The organism is Pseudomonas sp. 008 (genome assembly GCF_016861935.1).
Taxonomy (GTDB): domain Bacteria; phylum Pseudomonadota; class Gammaproteobacteria; order Pseudomonadales; family Pseudomonadaceae; genus Aquipseudomonas.
Genome location: NZ_BOMA01000010.1, coordinates 25750 through 40451 on the forward strand (window position 1 = coordinate 25750; position 14702 = coordinate 40451).

The following is a 14702-nucleotide window of genomic DNA, read 5'->3' on the forward strand; positions in this document are numbered from 1 at the left end:
GAAAGTCAATCAGTCCTAGCCTGACGGTCATTGATCCTCGAAACGGAACTCAGACCATGTCCCCGCTGATTCGCTTAACCGCCAGCTTTGTCGCCCTGATGATGGCCATGGGCATCGGGCGTTTCGCCCTCACCCCACAACTGCCGCACTTGCTCAGTGAGGGTCAGATCGACCTGACTGCCGCCGGTCTGATTGCCGCCGCCAACTACCTCGGCTACTTCGTCGGCGCGGTGGATGCGATGTTCGCCCGTCGCCCCGATCAGGTTCGCAGGCGCCTGCTCGGCGGTTTGTGGTTGTGTGTATTGCTGACCCTGGCCTCGTTCTGGGCCAACGGGTTCTGGGCGCATCTGGCGCTGCGTTTCGGCACGGGCGTGGCCAGTGCCTGGGTGCTGGTGATGATTACCGCGTTGAGCCAACCGCTGGCAGCGGCGGCCGGTCGTCCGCGACTCGGCGCCTTGGTGTTTGCCGGTCCGGGGTTGGGGATTTTTCTGACAGGGTTGTTGGCCTTGGGCTCGAACCTGCTGGGGCAGACGTCTGCGACCTTATGGTTGGTGTATGCCGCTGTCGGGCTGGTGATGCTACTGGGGATTCTGCCGTTCCTGCCGCAACCGGCGGCCCCTTCTACAGCGACACCGCTTGCCGCCACGTCGATCAACCAAGGCGTCGGACGTTTGCCGGTGATCTATGGGTTGTACGGTTTGGGCTACATCATCCCGGCCACTTTCCTCTCACAAATGGCCAGCGCGCAGTTCCATGGGCAATGGCAAGCCGATCTGTTCTGGCCGTGCTTTGGTCTGGCGGCGGCGACCGGGGTCGTGTTGGTGAGCCTGCGTCGGCACAACCCGAACGCAACTCGTCATTGGCTGATGGCGACGCTATGGCTACAGGCCGCCGGGGTGTTTGCTTGCCTGTTGGGCAGCGGTGCCGGCCTGGCGCTGGGGGTGATCCTGTGTGGCGGGCCATTCCTGGCCTGCATGCAACTGGTGATGCAGCGCTCCCGGGAACTGGCGCCCCACGCCACCCAGCGCAACGCCGGGCTGCTGACCGCGTGCTTCGCCGTGGGTCAGCTCAGTGGGCCGTTGCTGGCGGCACTGAGCAGCCATTTCAGCGGTGGCTTGCAACCCGCGTTGGTGATCGCCGGCAGCGGTTTTATCATTGCCGCAGGCTTGCTGCTGCGCCCGATCAGGGTTGCCCAAGTGCTTTGCGCAAACGACGGCGCACCCACTGCTCTGCGCTCACAAAAGTGATCCCGAGCAAAACCAGTACCGCGCCGATCACAAAGTTCAGGCTCAGCTCTTCACCCAGCAGCACCACGCCGAACGTGACGCCGAACAGCGGCGTCATGAACGAAAACACCGCGAGGTTCGCCGCCAGGTAACGGCGCAGTAGCCAGAACCACGTCAGATAACTGAAGAACGACACCACCAATCCCTGAAACAGCACGCTGGCCACCGCCACCGTGGTCAGGCTGACATGGGTGACCTGACCACTGAGGATCGCGATCAGCAGCAGGCCGACGAAGCCGACGATCAGTTGATAAAACAGCGTCAGGGTCACCGGCGCTTCCGACAGACGCGAGGCGCGCACCACTACAGTGGTCGCGCCCCACGACGCGCCGGCCAGCACACCCAGGGCATCACCCATCAACATGCGGTGGTCAAGGTTGTCCCAGGACACCCCACCGGCAAACGCAATGGCAATGCCAATGAACGCCAGAAAAATCCCCAGCCACTGCACCGGTCTTAAACGCTCACTCGGCAGCAGCCAATGCACGCCCAACGCGGTAAAGATCGGCGCGGTGTAGAGAAACACCGACATGTGCGCCGCCGTGGTCAGTTGCAGACCTTCGGCAATGAAGAAGAACTCCAGGCCAAACAACGCGCCGGCCAGCAAGCCGCCGCGCCAGGTAGTCCCGACCTGATCCCAACCGCCCTTCCAGCAGATCAACAATCCTACAAGCAACGCGGAAATACCTGAGCGCCCCGCCGCCTGCATGACCGGTGCGATGTCGGGCGCGGCCCATTTGATCATCACCTGCTGCACACCCCAGATCAGGCACAGCCCGACCATCACTTGCAGGGCAAAACCATCGGCGCTACGCCGGGTGGCGCTCACCGGAACACCTCGACAACACAATCCATGGCAGTGACTCGACAGTAAAAGCAAAGCCCCGGCCTTCCTGCTGAACAGAGGGTGCCGGGGCGAAAAATTATGCTGTCGATTATTAACCAGATGGACAGAAAAAGGTGTCTGCAAAAGACCTTTAAATCGCCACGTACGTCATCCAGCGATGACCAGCGCCGCCGATTGCTGTGCCTGCTCACGCCTGGCCAGCGCGAAGTACAGGACGCCGCCGAGGAAGCAGCCGGTGAACCAGGCGAAGTTGGCCATCGGCTGCAACACCGGGATGAAAGTGATCGCAACGCCCATCAGGGTGGCAGGAATCAACGCCTTGACCGCCGTCCAGTTGATCCCGCCGCTGTAGTAATAACGCCCGCTCGGGCCGTCATTGAACAGCGCATCGACGTCGATCTGCTGCTTTTTGATCAGGTAGTAATCCACCAGCAGAATCCCGAACAGCGGGCCGATGAACGCCGCCAGCACGTCGAGGGTGTAGTGAATCACCTCTGGGTTGTTGAACAGGTTCCACGGGGTGATGAAGATCGATGCCACGGCGGCAATCATGCCACCCGCACGCCAACTGATTTTGCTCGGGGCGACGTTGGCGAAGTCGAACGCCGGGGACACAAAGTTGGCGACGATGTTGATGCCGATGGTCGCGGTGACGAAGGCAAAGGCGCCGAGCAGCACCGCCACGCTGTTGTCGATGCGCGCCACGGTGGCGATCGGGTCGTGAAGCATTTCACCGAACACCGGTAAGGTGCCGGAAACGATCACCACGGTCACCAGCGAGAACGCCAGAAAGTTTACCGGCAGCCCCCAGAAATTGCCGCGACGCACGTCATTCATGCTGCGGCAGTAGCGGCTGAAATCGCCGAAATTCAGGGTCGGACCGGAAAAATACGACACCACCAATGCCGTTGCCACGATTACCTGGCCAAAGGCTTCCCAGCCAGACAAGGACTTTTCCGCCAGGGTGAAACTGATGTTGCTCCAGCCGGCTTGCCAGACGATCCAGCCGGCGAGCAGGAACATCACGCCGTACACCACAGGGCCGGCCCAGTCGATGAAGCGACGGATCGACTCCATGCCGGTCCAGAACACCAGCGCCTGGACGAACCACAGGCTGAGGAAACCGAACCAGCCGAGGTAGGACAAACCGGCAAAGTGCGGTTCGGCGTAGGTCGCCATCGAAGGAAAAAACCGTAGCACGACGATGATGAGTGCACTGGACGCCAGGTACGTCTGAATCCCGTACCAAGCCACCGCAATCAAACCGCGGATGACCGCAGGAATATTCGCCCCGAACACCCCAAACGCCAGCCGGCAGATCACCGGGTAAGGCACCGCCGCTTGCTGACTCGGCTTGGCCACCAGGTTGGCGATCAACTGCACGATGCAAATCCCGCCGAGCAAGGCAATCAACACCTGCCAACTCGCCAACCCCAGCGCAAACAGGCTGGCGGCGAACACATAGCCGCCGACGCTGTGCACGTCGCTCATCCAGAAGGCAAAGATGTTGTACCAATTCCATGTCTGCGGCAGCGGCCCCAGGTCCTGGTTATACAGGCGCGGGCTGTAGCCATTGGGCAATTGTTCGGTCATCGCGGGGCTCCTCGAAAGTACAGGCGCGGCCCCCGAGATGGGTGTGGCGAGCACACTGCGTACGGGAGCCGGCATGGTTTGTATACGAGTTGCTACGCAGAATGCGTGCCATACGATCCAAAGGTGTGACAAACCTGGCTTTCAGCCCTGTTCAGAGCGCAGCCTTCAAGTCGTAGAGAGGGTGATAACGCCCATGAACAGGGCGTCCGCGCCTGCAAACGGTGCAGGACGTTATGTATACAAAGAGATGGGTGACTGCTGCGCAGAAGGCTACCGTAGGCTGGATCCTTTTTTGATCACAACCTGCGGTAGCGCCTACCGGGGCCGGTGCAGGTCAGCTGAGTTCGATACGATCAGCGTGAATGACGATCTGGCCGTTCTTGTACAACGCACCGATGGCCTTTTTGAAGTTGCCCTTGCTGACGCCGAACATACTGCTGATCAGCGTCGGGTCGCTCTTGTCGCTGACTGGCAGGGTGCCATTGTTGTCGCGCAACTTGGCGAGAATCTTCGAGTTCAGACTGGTGGCGGCGGCTTCGCCCACCGGCTGCAGGCTCAAGCTAATCTTGCCGTCGGCACGGACTTCTTTGATAAAGCCCTTCTCTTCTTTACCGGCGCGCATGAACTTGAAGATTTCGTTCTTGTGGATCAAGCCCCAGTGCTTGTTGTTGATGATTGCCTTGAAGCCCATATCGGTCGCTTCGGCTACCAGCAAATCAACTTCCTGGCCCGGGGTGTAGTTGGCCGGGGTCTTGTCCAGATAACGGTCCAGACGTGCCGTCGCGGTGATGCGCCGGGTGTGTTTGTCGAGGTAGACGTGCACCACGACATACTCGCCGGCAGTCATCTGGCGCTTTTCTTCGGAATACGGCAGCAGCAGATCCTTCGGCAACCCCCAATCCAGGAACACGCCGATGCTGTTGACTTCAACGACTTTCAAACTGGCGAATTCACCGACCTGAACTTTCGGCTTTTCGGTGGTGGCGATAAGTTTGTCATCGCTGTCCAGATAAATAAAAACGTTGAGCCAATCTTCATCTTCGCTGGGAATATCTTTGGGGATATAACGATTAGGCAGAAGGATTTCGCCATCCGCGCCACCGTCCAGATATAAACCGAAGTTAGTGTGTTTAACCACTTGCAAACTGTTGTAACGCCCGACTAAAGCCATGTCCAATACCCTCATTGCGTGGGCGGCATTCTACCCGGTTTTGCGGGCGGCGTTCGGCGGGCCGGCCCGGTGGCGCGAGAAAATCCGCGCAAGGCCCTAATTTCCCTGGGTTTGGCGGGCGTGTTTGGCCGCTCGTCAGGCCGTTCGGGCGGTCTGGACCGTGGCCAGCCCATCCGAAAAGCACTATTTTTCCACTGAGGTTTTTAGTTAAAACAGCAGCTTAGGGGACTATTCCAAATAATAACTTGCGATTATTCGCGCACCTGCCGTGTGTATTTCGGGAGGATATTTACCAAGCAATTGTCAAGTATTTCCTGTACGATGCCTGGCCAAGTTAATTTCTACAGGTTAATGGCCGCCATGCGTGTAAAAGCATCCAACAGCAAAGCAAAGCCAGCTCCAGCCGTTGAAACCAGCGAATCGATCAACAATCAGATCGCTGCGTTCCTCAAGTCCGGTGGCGAGATCCAGCAAATTGCCAAAGGCGTCAGCGGCCAGACGTTCGGCCCGTCCAAGCAAATCACGCTCGGCAAAAAGTAATACCCCGCGTTAACTGGTCCCTAAGCGCTTTGAGCTTCGAAGCGCTTGGACTGGAACCCTCCAGCAACACCCCATAAAACAAATCAATATTTCAACAATCGACGAACGGCCCTCGATGCCGAACATTCGCCGGTATGCTTGCACGTGTCTGGATCAAGCGTTTCAGCAGGTTTTCACCACCTGCTCCTCGCAGCTCATGGAGTGACGCATGCTCAAGCCCCCTTTTCTCCTGCTCGCCAGCCTGTTGTGGTGTTCCGTCGCCCATGCGCAAGTCTTCCAGCGCGAATTGGGCGATTTCGATCTCAAACTCGCCACCACCCCCAGCCGCAGCATGGCCCAAGGGCTGGTCAAACCCTCGACGACCGGCTCGTTCCACGGTGGCCTCGACCTGAGCCACGACAGCGGCTTCTACGTGGGCCAATGGTCCCCCAGCATGGGGCTTAGTCCTTCGAGCAACCTTGAAGTCGATTCCTACATGGGCTTTAAACAGCCCTTCGATCACTCCCTCGGCTACGAAGTGGGCATGATCCATTACAGCTATCCCAAAGTGGATACCCTCGACAGCCAGGAGCTTTTCGGCGGCCTGACCCTGCTGGGCAGCCGCTTCGGCGCAGCCTTCAGCAACGACCCGGACAAACAGAACAGCACCCTGTTCGCCGACCTCAGTGGCAATCAGCCGTTCGGCATCGGGGTCAGCCTGAAATACACCACTCACCAGCTCAATACGCCGGTGTCCGTTGACGGTGGATATGTAGGCAGTTTTACCGATTGGTCGGTGAAATTGTCCCGGCCGTTCATGGGTATCGACCTGGACTTGATCTACAGTGACTCAAGCCTGAGCGGCAGCGATTGCTCCGCCTATTCCGGCCACAATAGCGAGTGCGACGGTCTGGTCACTCTCAAGGCTGTACGCGCCTTCTATTAATCGGCTGAACTGCCAGGCTCGTCCTGCGTTCACATAAAAGAACCCAATAAAAAAACCAGGTCTTCGCAAGGGCTTGCCATGTCGCATTGGTTGAAACAGATCACCGTCATCCTCACGCTCAGCCTCACCATCGCCGCCTGCACCCGCGTGGGCCTGGCTTACCGCAACCTCGACGTGATCATTCCCTGGACGCTCAGCGACTATCTGGACATGAACCGCCAGCAAAAAGACTGGTTGAACGAGCGGCTCAAGGAACACCTGCGCTGGCACTGCACCACGCAACTACCCGGCTACCTCGACTGGCTGAATCGTTTACAGACCATGATCGAGACCAACCAGATCACCGACGCCGAGCTGCAAGCCCGTACCCAGGAAGCCAAACAAGCCATCGCCGAAACCGCCCGGGAAATCACCCCATCGGCCATCGAACTGCTGCAAGGGCTGGATGACAAGCAAGTCGCGGAAATGAACGACGCTTTCGCCAAGGACCTGCGCAAACGCCAGGAGGAATACCTCAAGCCACCTCTCGAGCAACAGATCAAAGAGCGAAGCAAACGCATGGAAAAACGCCTGAATGCCTGGCTCGGACCACTCAGCCCAACCCAACTGCAACGGGTGATGGCCTGGTCGAGCGCCCTGGGGGATCAGAACAAAGAATGGATTGCCAACCGCGTCCATTGGCAACAGCTATTCAGCGCGGCGGTCGCGCAACGTCAGAGTCCGCAATTCCCACAGCAAATCGAGACGCTTCTGGTTGATCGCGAGAGTTTATGGACCCCCGCTTACCGTGAAGCCTACGCCCACACCGAAGCCCAGGCTCGGGCGTTGCTGGTGGACTTGATGGCCGAGAGCACGCCGTTTCAGCGTCAACGGTTGCTGCAAAAGATTGAAGACATGCGCAAGGACTTCACTGATTTGAAATGCCTGAAAGCGGCGCAACGAGGATAAGTTCTAAAGCTGCAAGCTTCACGCAATCTGCGCCTTCGACGCCACCTCATCAAACGTCAATTCATCCAGCGCATCGTCCTGCTCATCCAGCACCTGGCGCGGATGCTCATTTCCCGGGATGCTGCTGTCGATCAGGCTCAACAAACTCGAGCCCCGGGGTGTCAAAATGTAATTCTCGCCATTGCCACCCTGATCCTCCGGCCGAGGCTCGATATACCCCCGCAACAGCAGTATTTTTTCATACTCACCGGCCACCGTTTTCAGGCGATCCAGATTCTCGAACGGCTCGCCCGCGGAGGCTTTCGCCGCCGCATACTGCTCGGCATAACGCCGTGGAGTGAAACTGCGGCCAGCACTGTTCTGCACTTCGTGCAGTAAATGCTCGATCAAATCCCAGTTATAAGTCGTCATCCTGATCAACCTCCAGTGCCCACGAGTGAAATGGCCTTCATAGGTTGTGACCGACAGGGAGTGCAGCCGTTCAGCCGAGTTCTTTCCCCCAACCGACCGGCGGCCTGTCGATTTGAGCGCAGGCCAAACGACTAGGCTGTGTAAGACGGTTTACCCCTCTGCGCGGATCGACTTTCGCCACAGCAAGCAGGAGAAATCACCATGAACATTCAGACTCATCCGGTCGTGTCCCGGGAAGAATGGCTCGCCGCCCGCAAACAACACCTGGCCCACGAAAAAGCCTTCACCAAAGAACGAGACAAACTCAGCGCCGAACGCCGCGCCCTGCCCTGGGTAAAAATCGACAAACCCTACCGCTTTCAGGGCTCCAACGGCGAACTGAGCCTGACCGACCTGTTCGGCGGCCGCAGCCAGTTGATCGTCTACCACTTCATGTTCGCCGCCGGCTGGGACGAAGGCTGCCCCGGCTGCTCGTTCCTGTCCGACCACATCGACGGCGCCAACCAACACCTGGCCCACCACGATGTCGCCATAGTCGCGGTTTCCCACGCACCGTTCGCCGAATTCCAACCGTTCAAACAGCGCATGGGCTGGAAATTCGACTGGGTCTCATCTGAAGGCTGCGACTTCAACTACGACTTCGGTGTCTGCGCCCGGGCCGAAGACGTCGCCGCTGGAAAAGCTACTTACAACTACGAAAAAACTGACGGTGTTGAGGAAGAACTCCCAGGGCTCAGCGTGTTTTATCGCAATGAAGCGGGGGAGATTTTCCATACCTATTCAACGTATGCCCGTGGCCTGGATTTGCTGGTCGGCGCCTACAACTATCTGGACCTCACGCCTAAGGGGCGTAATGAAGAGGAAATCATGGATTGGGTGAGACATCACGATCGGTATGAGGACAAGGCGCCGGCCAGTTGCTGCCATGGGGGGTAGACCCGCATGGGCCGAGTATGAACACCACCAATCCACTGTGGGAGCCTGCTCGCGATGACTGACTAACATTCAACATTGATGTTGATTGATACACCGCTATCGCGAGCAGGCTCGCTCCCACAAAGTTGCGTAGTGTTCTGTAGGCCGCGTCCGGTTGCCCAACTGCCGCCAGGCAAACGCCCTACAACAACCTCGGAAACAGTCGTCTTGCACCGCTGGAACGATGAAGCTTATAGTCCGCCCGTCGCCCAAATGGCGATTCAGGTTTGGCGACCTGATTATAGAGAATGCGAAGGCTATCAGCTTAATTGCAGGCGCCAACGCACCCGCAAAGCCGCTATTTATGGCGGCTGTGCGCGGGAGATCTTCGGATCTGCCGGTTTCTCTGTACCGGTTCGCCAACCTGCGTACAGCTGCCACCCTCTCGTTTGGCGACGACTGAGTGACGGCATTAGCCCATCAAACAGAGATCTTCAAATGAATCGATACATGCCCCTCACCGGAATCGACCTGATCCCGGCCTCCCTGCTCATCGACACCCAAGCCCCACTCGACGTCCTGCACGCCATGGCCGACTACCGCATTCGCACCGTCACCCAGGTGCTGGAAAACATCGCCTTTCGCGCCGAGATTGGTTGCGATACGGTGGTGCTGTCCGACTTTTCAAAACTGCTGGCCATACCGTTGCGGGATGGTTGTGATTTGATGGATGTGATTGGCAGGCGATTGCGGGCGCAGGCTGCGGAGTAAATGTAAAACGGGCGACCTATGGGTCGCCCGTTTTACATAGGGAATTCAAATAGCTGAGCGTCTTTACGCAGAAGGCACGCTCGTCACAGGAATGCGTTCCGGACGCAGGAGAAACGGGGACAGACCACGTTTTCCATCTAACAGGAGAAACGGGGACAGACCACGTTTTCCATCTAAAAAATCGAATGCTTTTTCGGTCTGCCCGGGCATCACCGCCGAGCTCGTCGCCCAATCATAGCTTCAATTTCGGCTGCAAATCGCGAACCACCAAGTACACAGTCGCCATTGGTGGCAGCCCGAATCTGCTCAACCAATCCTGTCTCCAACTCGCTTCTAAAAAGCTCGCGATAGACTTCAGCAGTCGATACATCTGTGTCCCCAAGCGATAGGTACTGAGCATGCGGAGTAATGAGATGCGAAAATTCTGAATGGGCGTTAGCACGATAACTCGACCAACGATATTCCGCAGGATGCGTCACCATTTTGGCTCTGACAGGATTCATCTCAATGTAGCGATAACAGGCCAATACATAACTATCACTTTGAACAAGGCACGAACGGAAGCGTCCCTCCCATAAAGTCCCACTACGTCCATATGTACGATTTATGTATTGCACATATCGCTGCCCTATCCCCTTCATAAGCAAACTTGCACTGCCGTATTCATGAGGGCTAATCAACAAATGGACATGATTAGTCATAAGACACCACGCGTGAACTCCACACGCATATTTGTAGGCCTGCTCAGCAAGCAGTTCTAAATAAAAAAGGTAATCATCCTCTGAGAAAAAACAAACTGATCTATTATTTCCTCGTTGAATCAGATGCAAGGGGATACCTGGTATCAAGACACGTGCTCTGCGTGGCATATGGTGAGTCCATTCACAATTAATGATGCCGAAAGCTTAGTCAATCCTACGAAAAACAATCTCCCTATCTATTCCACACTATTTCAGATCGTTAAAGTGCGACACAGAGAAACGGTCTGTCCCCGTTTATCCTCTGATGAAACACCCGTGCAGATGCTCGTGCCGGGCTCAAAGAAAACCCTCCGCTCTTATGTTTGGGCATACGCCACTAGCCAATTCTCGGATTTGGCGACGTTTACGATTTCAGCCCTAACCGCGCCGGCGAGCACGCTCGCAACTTCCTGCAAGACTGGAAGGGCAAGCTGGTGTGTGATGATTTTGGTGGCTACAAAGCCAGTTTCGAACTCGGCGTGACCGAGATCGGTTGCATGGCCCATGCGCGGCGCAAGTTCTTCGAACTGCACACGACCAACAAGAGCATGCTCGTTGATGCAAGAACGCCCTCTTCGACTAATGCGATGGCCTCCAGCAATCGGTCACAATTCTGCGGAATCTGCGCGATTGCACCTAGGACGCTGTAGACGTACAGGGTATAGCGCTGCGCATCGTCCTGCTCAGAAAACACCTCGGCCATAGCATGAAAACTTGTCGTGCATTGAGGTAGGTTCCCCCGGCGACGTGATAAAACTTAAGTTCCATGGGCATCCTTAAAATTTGGGGCCCCCTCAGGTTCCGTCCCCTGTTTGCGTTGCTCGTTTTTCTTATGGCAGTTTAAATGTAACTACTGACTCTTCCGACTCGGGCAATCCCAGAAAATACCTCCACTGCTCTAGAACAATTCGCCACTCCTCTAGGGTAAATTTGCCCTCGGGCTGTCCATTCCAATCGTCGTTGACGCGGATGTCGACTTGCACACCTGAAGCGTCCATTGTCAGTGCAACATCGTTCCCGCCAGTTTCGACAGACTGTTCCGAACCGTTTTCGATAGATGCAATATAACCAAGTAATCGATCGCAATCTTGTGGAATCTGGGCAATAGCGTCTAGCACAGAGCATATATAGAGCTCATAGCGCGGGGCATTTTCTCCCGAAGAAACCGTCGCACCCCGGCAAAACAAATGCCCTAAAACAGCGTCATACCCCGCGTAAATATGGCAAAATTTCAGTTCCATTTCTCTCTCCTGCTTTAAGGTTTGTAGAGTGGGTAAACGGTTGCTCTTGGGGACGTGTACCCGGTTACTTTAACACCGGAAGGCGTCCAGGAAGTCCAGCGGCTCCCATTTACTACTTTCCTAGGACTATTCCAAGCGCCATCAATTTCATCTATCAATTGTGCTTTAGTCCAAGAGGCAGGGAACATCGTATTTATCGAATTGTTAGTCGTTTTGGTCAGCCACTGACCTGGGTTTTTTGGGTCCGGCACCTGAACAGTGGCCCGATAGACACCAGATGGCCATTCGGGACGGATTTATTTAAGCCACTTTCTAACCCTTTCGCTCATCCGTGGGCACTCTCACTCAAAAGCCTGATTGGCAATCTCGACCTTCAGAAACACGCGGGCACGTTCAGCTACTTCCGTCCACTGAGAGAAACTCAGTAGTTTTTTTCTGTCCAGGATAAAAAATGAATTCGATGGCCTGCGCTCGCGAGATGCCAATTTCCATGAACGGATCATTTTCTCCCTTGAGGTAAACGCATAGATAAGGAAGTCGCTATTAATATCTCCTACCTTTTCGAACTCAAGCTGTTTTTTCACGTCTGGTTTCTCGATGAAGGGAACTGCTGCTCGGCCTTGCAAACATACCCTGTGGCCCTCGGAAGCTGAACTTTTCACACCCTTCGCCCCTCAACCGGATAACCCGCCTTAACCGGAATCTGAGACTCAACCTATGAAAACCCTGCTAAAAATCACCCTCGCCGCCATCCTCACCTGCGCCCTCCCCGTTTGGGCCTGCCCTCCCGAGGAAGCCACTGCCAAGCGCGAACAACTGGCCAAGGAAGTCGCCAAGATCACTGAGCAGAACCCGGCCAAGGCCAAGGAGATCAATGACGAGTTGCAGAAGATGGACCTGGAGACGGCCAGCAAGGATTTGCCGGACAAGTGCCAGTTGATCGATCAGCGTTTGAAGGAGTTGGAATCGGCGAAGAACAAAGCCGGGGGTTAGACGGCAAGATCTTTTGACGAAAAAAAACCCGGACACTGTCCGGGTTTTTATTGGATCGCTACGACGCTTTATTCAGCCGCCGGCGCTTGCGGCTTGCGGCGTTTCAAAGGCGCCATGCCGTCCTTGCTGACCAGCGACAGGGCGTCGGTCTTCGGGCGGTTGGCGATCTTGCGCTTGGTCGGAGCCTTGGCGCCGGTTTTCTTCTTGTCGCCCTTGGCGTCGACCTTTTTCTTCTTCACGCCAACGGCTTTGCCCGAGGCCTTGACCTTTTTCGGTCCGCCGTAGGTGCCTTTGACTTCCTTGATGGTGCGGCGCTCGAAGCTCTGCTTGAGGTAGCGTTCGATGCTCGACATCAGGTTCCAGTCGCCGTGGCAGATCAGCGAGATGGCCAGGCCATCGTTGCCGGCGCGGCCGGTGCGACCGATGCGGTGCACGTACTCGTCGCCGCTGCGCGGCATGTCGAAGTTGATCACCAGGTCCAGGCCGTCCACGTCCAGGCCACGGGCAGCGACGTCGGTGGCGACGAGGATTTTCACCCCGCCCTGCTTCAGGCGGTCGATGGCCAGTTTGCGGTCTTTCTGGTCCTTCTCGCCGTGCAGCACGAACGCTTTGTATTCCTGCGCCACCAGGCGGCCGTAGATACGGTCGGCCATGGCCCGGGTGTTGGTGAACACGATGGCCTTCTGGTAGGTCTCGTTGGCCAGCAGCCAGTTGACGATCTGTTCTTTGTGCTGGTTGTGGTCAGCGGTGATGATCTGCTGACGGGTGGTTTCGTTCAACTGGCTGACCGCGTTGAGCTGCAAGTGCTCAGGGTTGTTCAGGACCTTGGCGATCATCTCGCGCAGGCCCGAACCGCCGGTGGTGGCGGAGAACAGCATGGTCTGCTGGCGGTTGGTGCACTCATCCACCAGACGCTGCACATCTTCGGCAAAACCCATGTCGAGCATGCGGTCGGCTTCGTCGAGCACCAGCACTTCGACTTCCTTGAGGTCGAGGTTGCCGGCGTTCAGTTGCTCGATCATCCGGCCCGGTGTACCGATCAGGATGTCCGGCACCTTGCGCAGCATGGCGGCCTGGACCTTGAAGTCTTCACCGCCGGTAATCAAACCGGACTTGATGAAAGTGAACTGAGCGAAGCGCTCGACTTCCTTGATGGTCTGCTGGGCCAGCTCGCGGGTCGGCAGCAGGATCAGGGTCTTGATGCTGACGCGGACTTTGGCCGGGCCGATCAAGCGGTTGAGGATCGGCAAAACGAAGGCGGCGGTTTTGCCGCTGCCGGTTTGCGCTGTCACCCGCAGGTCACGCCCTTGGAGCGCCAGCGGAATAGCCGCTGCTTGCACAGGCGTTGGCTCGACAAATTTAAGCTCGGCCACGGCTTTGAGCAGACGTTCGTGCAGGGCGAATTGGGAAAACACGGGTGCTACCTCGAAGAAATACAAAAAAACAGCTGCATAGGGTAACGGTTTCGAGCGCGAAGGCCGAGTTTCTTTATACAAACGGCTGCAAACAGTGGCTTTTTTGTTGCCTGATTTGTCTCAAAACGTCATCCGCAACCTCTTAAATGCTCTAATCGCCCCGTCGCGCCCTACAGAAGAAGCGTTTTCACCCATGGATATCAAACAGCTCTGGCTCAACGCCCAAGACCTCTGGGGTGCCCTTGATCAGCACCCGCTCCTGCATTCCACACTCGCGCTGATGTTGCTGCTGGTGGTGGCGCTGGTGCTCGGACGAGTGGCGCGTTACCTCATTCTTCATGCGACCAAAATGCTCGGCCGCCAGCCGGCGTTGCACTGGGTCAACGATTTTCGCCACAACAAAGTGTTTCATCGCCTGGCGCAAATGACGCCATCGCTGGTGATCCAGTTCGGCCTGCACCTGGTGCCGGAGTTGGGCAAGACCAGCCTGAACTTCCTCGGCAACGTGGCGCTGGCGTTCACCATCCTGTTCCTGGTGCTGTCCATCAGCGCGTTGCTCAATGCCCTGCTGGACATCTATGCCCGCACCGAACACGCCCGCACCCGCTCGATCAAAGGCTATGTGCAACTGGCGAAAATGGTGTTGTTCGTGTTTGGCGCGATCATCATCGTCGCCACGTTGATCGACCGTTCGCCGCTGTTGCTGCTGTCGGGTCTGGGCGCCATGTCGGCGGTGATTCTGTTGGTCTACAAAGACACCCTGTTGTCATTCGTCGCCAGCGTGCAACTGACCAGCAACGACATGCTGCGGGTCGGCGACTGGATCGAGATGCCGCAAGTCGGTGCCGACGGTGACGTGGTGGACATCACTTTGCACACGGTCAAGGTGCAGAATCACGCGTGAGC

17 protein-coding genes and 2 pseudogenes are annotated in these 14702 nt (G+C 56.8%); 9 read left to right on the forward strand and 10 right to left on the reverse strand.

Annotated elements, in window-relative coordinates; all coding sequences use genetic code 11:
• Positions 1-56: 56 nt before the first annotated feature.
• On the forward strand, positions 57-1247 hold the full coding sequence (locus tag JUI81_RS20095; RefSeq protein WP_204124878.1) for an MFS transporter: 1191 nt from the start codon (positions 57-59) through the stop codon (positions 1245-1247).
• Here JUI81_RS20095 and JUI81_RS20100 read toward each other — a convergent pair.
• From JUI81_RS20100 to JUI81_RS20110, 3 genes are all read right to left on the reverse strand, one after another.
• Complete coding sequence (locus JUI81_RS20100) at positions 1183-2115, reverse strand: DMT family transporter (RefSeq protein ID WP_028939950.1); 933 nt, start codon at positions 2113-2115, stop codon at positions 1183-1185. The two genes, JUI81_RS20095 and JUI81_RS20100, sit on opposite strands and share 65 nt — an antisense overlap.
• Before the next feature lie 165 nt (positions 2116-2280).
• Complete coding sequence (locus JUI81_RS20105; protein WP_028939949.1) at positions 2281-3726, reverse strand: NCS1 family nucleobase:cation symporter-1; 1446 nt, start codon at positions 3724-3726, stop codon at positions 2281-2283.
• Between the two features lie 334 nt (positions 3727-4060).
• Entirely contained in the window at positions 4061-4897 is an 837-nt protein-coding gene (locus tag JUI81_RS20110; protein WP_007942143.1) for a S1 RNA-binding domain-containing protein, read from the reverse strand.
• Between the two features lie 351 nt (positions 4898-5248).
• On the opposite strand from JUI81_RS20110, the gene JUI81_RS20115 reads away from it, so the two are divergent.
• From JUI81_RS20115 to JUI81_RS20125, 3 genes are all read left to right on the forward strand, one after another.
• The gene (locus JUI81_RS20115) at positions 5249-5437 is read left to right on the forward strand and encodes a hypothetical protein (protein WP_017337097.1); all 189 of its coding nucleotides are present in this window, start codon (positions 5249-5251) and stop codon (positions 5435-5437) included.
• Positions 5438-5645: 208 nt separating this feature from the next.
• The gene (locus JUI81_RS20120; protein WP_028939948.1) at positions 5646-6362 is read left to right on the forward strand and encodes a TorF family putative porin; all 717 of its coding nucleotides are present in this window, start codon (positions 5646-5648) and stop codon (positions 6360-6362) included.
• A 78-nt stretch (positions 6363-6440) separates the two neighbouring features.
• Positions 6441-7310, forward strand: coding sequence for a DUF6279 family lipoprotein (locus JUI81_RS20125; RefSeq protein WP_204124879.1), 870 nt, complete (start codon positions 6441-6443; stop codon positions 7308-7310).
• 18 nt (positions 7311-7328) lie between these two features.
• Here the strand turns inward: JUI81_RS20125 and JUI81_RS20130 are convergent, their stop codons facing one another.
• Positions 7329-7721 carry a transcriptional regulator gene (locus JUI81_RS20130; protein ID WP_204124880.1) on the reverse strand — a complete coding sequence of 131 codons (393 nt, stop codon included), beginning with the start codon at positions 7719-7721 and terminating at the stop codon, positions 7329-7331.
• A 201-nt stretch (positions 7722-7922) separates the two neighbouring features.
• On the opposite strand from JUI81_RS20130, the gene JUI81_RS20135 reads away from it, so the two are divergent.
• Positions 7923-8657: a thioredoxin family protein gene (locus JUI81_RS20135; RefSeq protein ID WP_204124881.1), complete on the forward strand. Its 735-nt coding sequence runs from the start codon at positions 7923-7925 to the stop codon at positions 8655-8657.
• Between the two features lie 477 nt (positions 8658-9134).
• Positions 9135-9407: a hypothetical protein gene (locus tag JUI81_RS20140; RefSeq protein ID WP_028939944.1), complete on the forward strand. Its 273-nt coding sequence runs from the start codon at positions 9135-9137 to the stop codon at positions 9405-9407.
• Positions 9408-9616: 209 nt separating this feature from the next.
• Here JUI81_RS20140 and JUI81_RS20145 read toward each other — a convergent pair whose 3' ends face one another.
• Positions 9617-10237, reverse strand: coding sequence for a transposase (locus tag JUI81_RS20145; protein ID WP_239077714.1), 621 nt, complete (start codon positions 10235-10237; stop codon positions 9617-9619).
• Between the two features lie 165 nt (positions 10238-10402).
• Between JUI81_RS20145 and JUI81_RS20150 the strand changes: the two are divergent.
• Positions 10403-10707: pseudogene (locus JUI81_RS20150) on the forward strand (transposase); the annotation flags it as partial.
• Here JUI81_RS20150 and JUI81_RS20155 read toward each other — a convergent pair.
• The 4 genes from JUI81_RS20155 to JUI81_RS20170 form a co-directional block, all read right to left on the reverse strand.
• Entirely contained in the window at positions 10602-10850 is a 249-nt protein-coding gene (locus JUI81_RS20155) for a hypothetical protein (RefSeq protein ID WP_204124986.1), read from the reverse strand. The pseudogene JUI81_RS20150 and the gene JUI81_RS20155 sit on opposite strands and share 106 nt — an antisense overlap.
• 127 nt (positions 10851-10977) lie before the next feature.
• Positions 10978-11388, reverse strand: coding sequence for a hypothetical protein (locus JUI81_RS20160; protein WP_019580780.1), 411 nt, complete (start codon positions 11386-11388; stop codon positions 10978-10980).
• Positions 11389-11402: 14 nt separating this feature from the next.
• Entirely contained in the window at positions 11403-11684 is a 282-nt protein-coding gene (locus JUI81_RS32245) for an EndoU domain-containing protein (RefSeq protein ID WP_081625756.1), read from the reverse strand.
• 45 nt (positions 11685-11729) lie between these two features.
• Entirely contained in the window at positions 11730-12050 is a 321-nt protein-coding gene (locus JUI81_RS20170) for a hypothetical protein (RefSeq protein WP_156043980.1), read from the reverse strand.
• Positions 12051-12105: 55 nt separating this feature from the next.
• Between JUI81_RS20170 and JUI81_RS20175 the strand changes: the two genes are divergently transcribed.
• Positions 12106-12381, forward strand: a complete 276-nt coding sequence (locus JUI81_RS20175) for a hypothetical protein (RefSeq protein WP_019580782.1) — start codon at positions 12106-12108, stop codon at positions 12379-12381.
• A gap of 68 nt (positions 12382-12449) precedes the next feature.
• Here the strand turns inward: JUI81_RS20175 and JUI81_RS20180 are convergent, their stop codons facing one another.
• Positions 12450-13796, reverse strand: coding sequence for a DEAD/DEAH box helicase (locus JUI81_RS20180; RefSeq protein ID WP_204124883.1), 1347 nt, complete (start codon positions 13794-13796; stop codon positions 12450-12452).
• A gap of 193 nt (positions 13797-13989) precedes the next feature.
• Here JUI81_RS20180 and JUI81_RS20185 point away from each other — a divergent pair.
• Positions 13990-14691: pseudogene (locus JUI81_RS20185) on the forward strand (mechanosensitive ion channel family protein); the annotation flags it as partial.
• Positions 14692-14702 lie beyond the last annotated feature (11 nt).

Excerpts from the sequence above, each read along its gene's own strand:
- JUI81_RS20135 (WP_204124881.1), top strand. The coding sequence starts at position 7,923 with ATGAACATTCAGACTCATCCGGTCGTGTCCCGGGAAGAATGGCTCGCC.
- JUI81_RS20130 (WP_204124880.1), bottom strand. The coding sequence starts at position 7,721 with ATGACGACTTATAACTGGGATTTGATCGAGCATTTACTGCACGAAGTG.
- JUI81_RS20155 (WP_204124986.1), bottom strand. The coding sequence starts at position 10,850 with ATGGCCGAGGTGTTTTCTGAGCAGGACGATGCGCAGCGCTATACCCTG.
- JUI81_RS20105 (WP_028939949.1), bottom strand. The coding sequence starts at position 3,726 with ATGACCGAACAATTGCCCAATGGCTACAGCCCGCGCCTGTATAACCAG.
- JUI81_RS20120 (WP_028939948.1), top strand. The coding sequence starts at position 5,646 with ATGCTCAAGCCCCCTTTTCTCCTGCTCGCCAGCCTGTTGTGGTGTTCC.
- JUI81_RS20140 (WP_028939944.1), top strand. The coding sequence starts at position 9,135 with ATGAATCGATACATGCCCCTCACCGGAATCGACCTGATCCCGGCCTCC.
- JUI81_RS20175 (WP_019580782.1), top strand. The coding sequence starts at position 12,106 with ATGAAAACCCTGCTAAAAATCACCCTCGCCGCCATCCTCACCTGCGCC.
- JUI81_RS20110 (WP_007942143.1), bottom strand. The coding sequence starts at position 4,897 with ATGGCTTTAGTCGGGCGTTACAACAGTTTGCAAGTGGTTAAACACACT.
- JUI81_RS20115 (WP_017337097.1), top strand. The coding sequence starts at position 5,249 with ATGGCCGCCATGCGTGTAAAAGCATCCAACAGCAAAGCAAAGCCAGCT.
- JUI81_RS20160 (WP_019580780.1), bottom strand. The coding sequence starts at position 11,388 with ATGGAACTGAAATTTTGCCATATTTACGCGGGGTATGACGCTGTTTTA.
- JUI81_RS20125 (WP_204124879.1), top strand. The coding sequence starts at position 6,441 with ATGTCGCATTGGTTGAAACAGATCACCGTCATCCTCACGCTCAGCCTC.
- JUI81_RS20095 (WP_204124878.1), top strand. The coding sequence starts at position 57 with ATGTCCCCGCTGATTCGCTTAACCGCCAGCTTTGTCGCCCTGATGATG.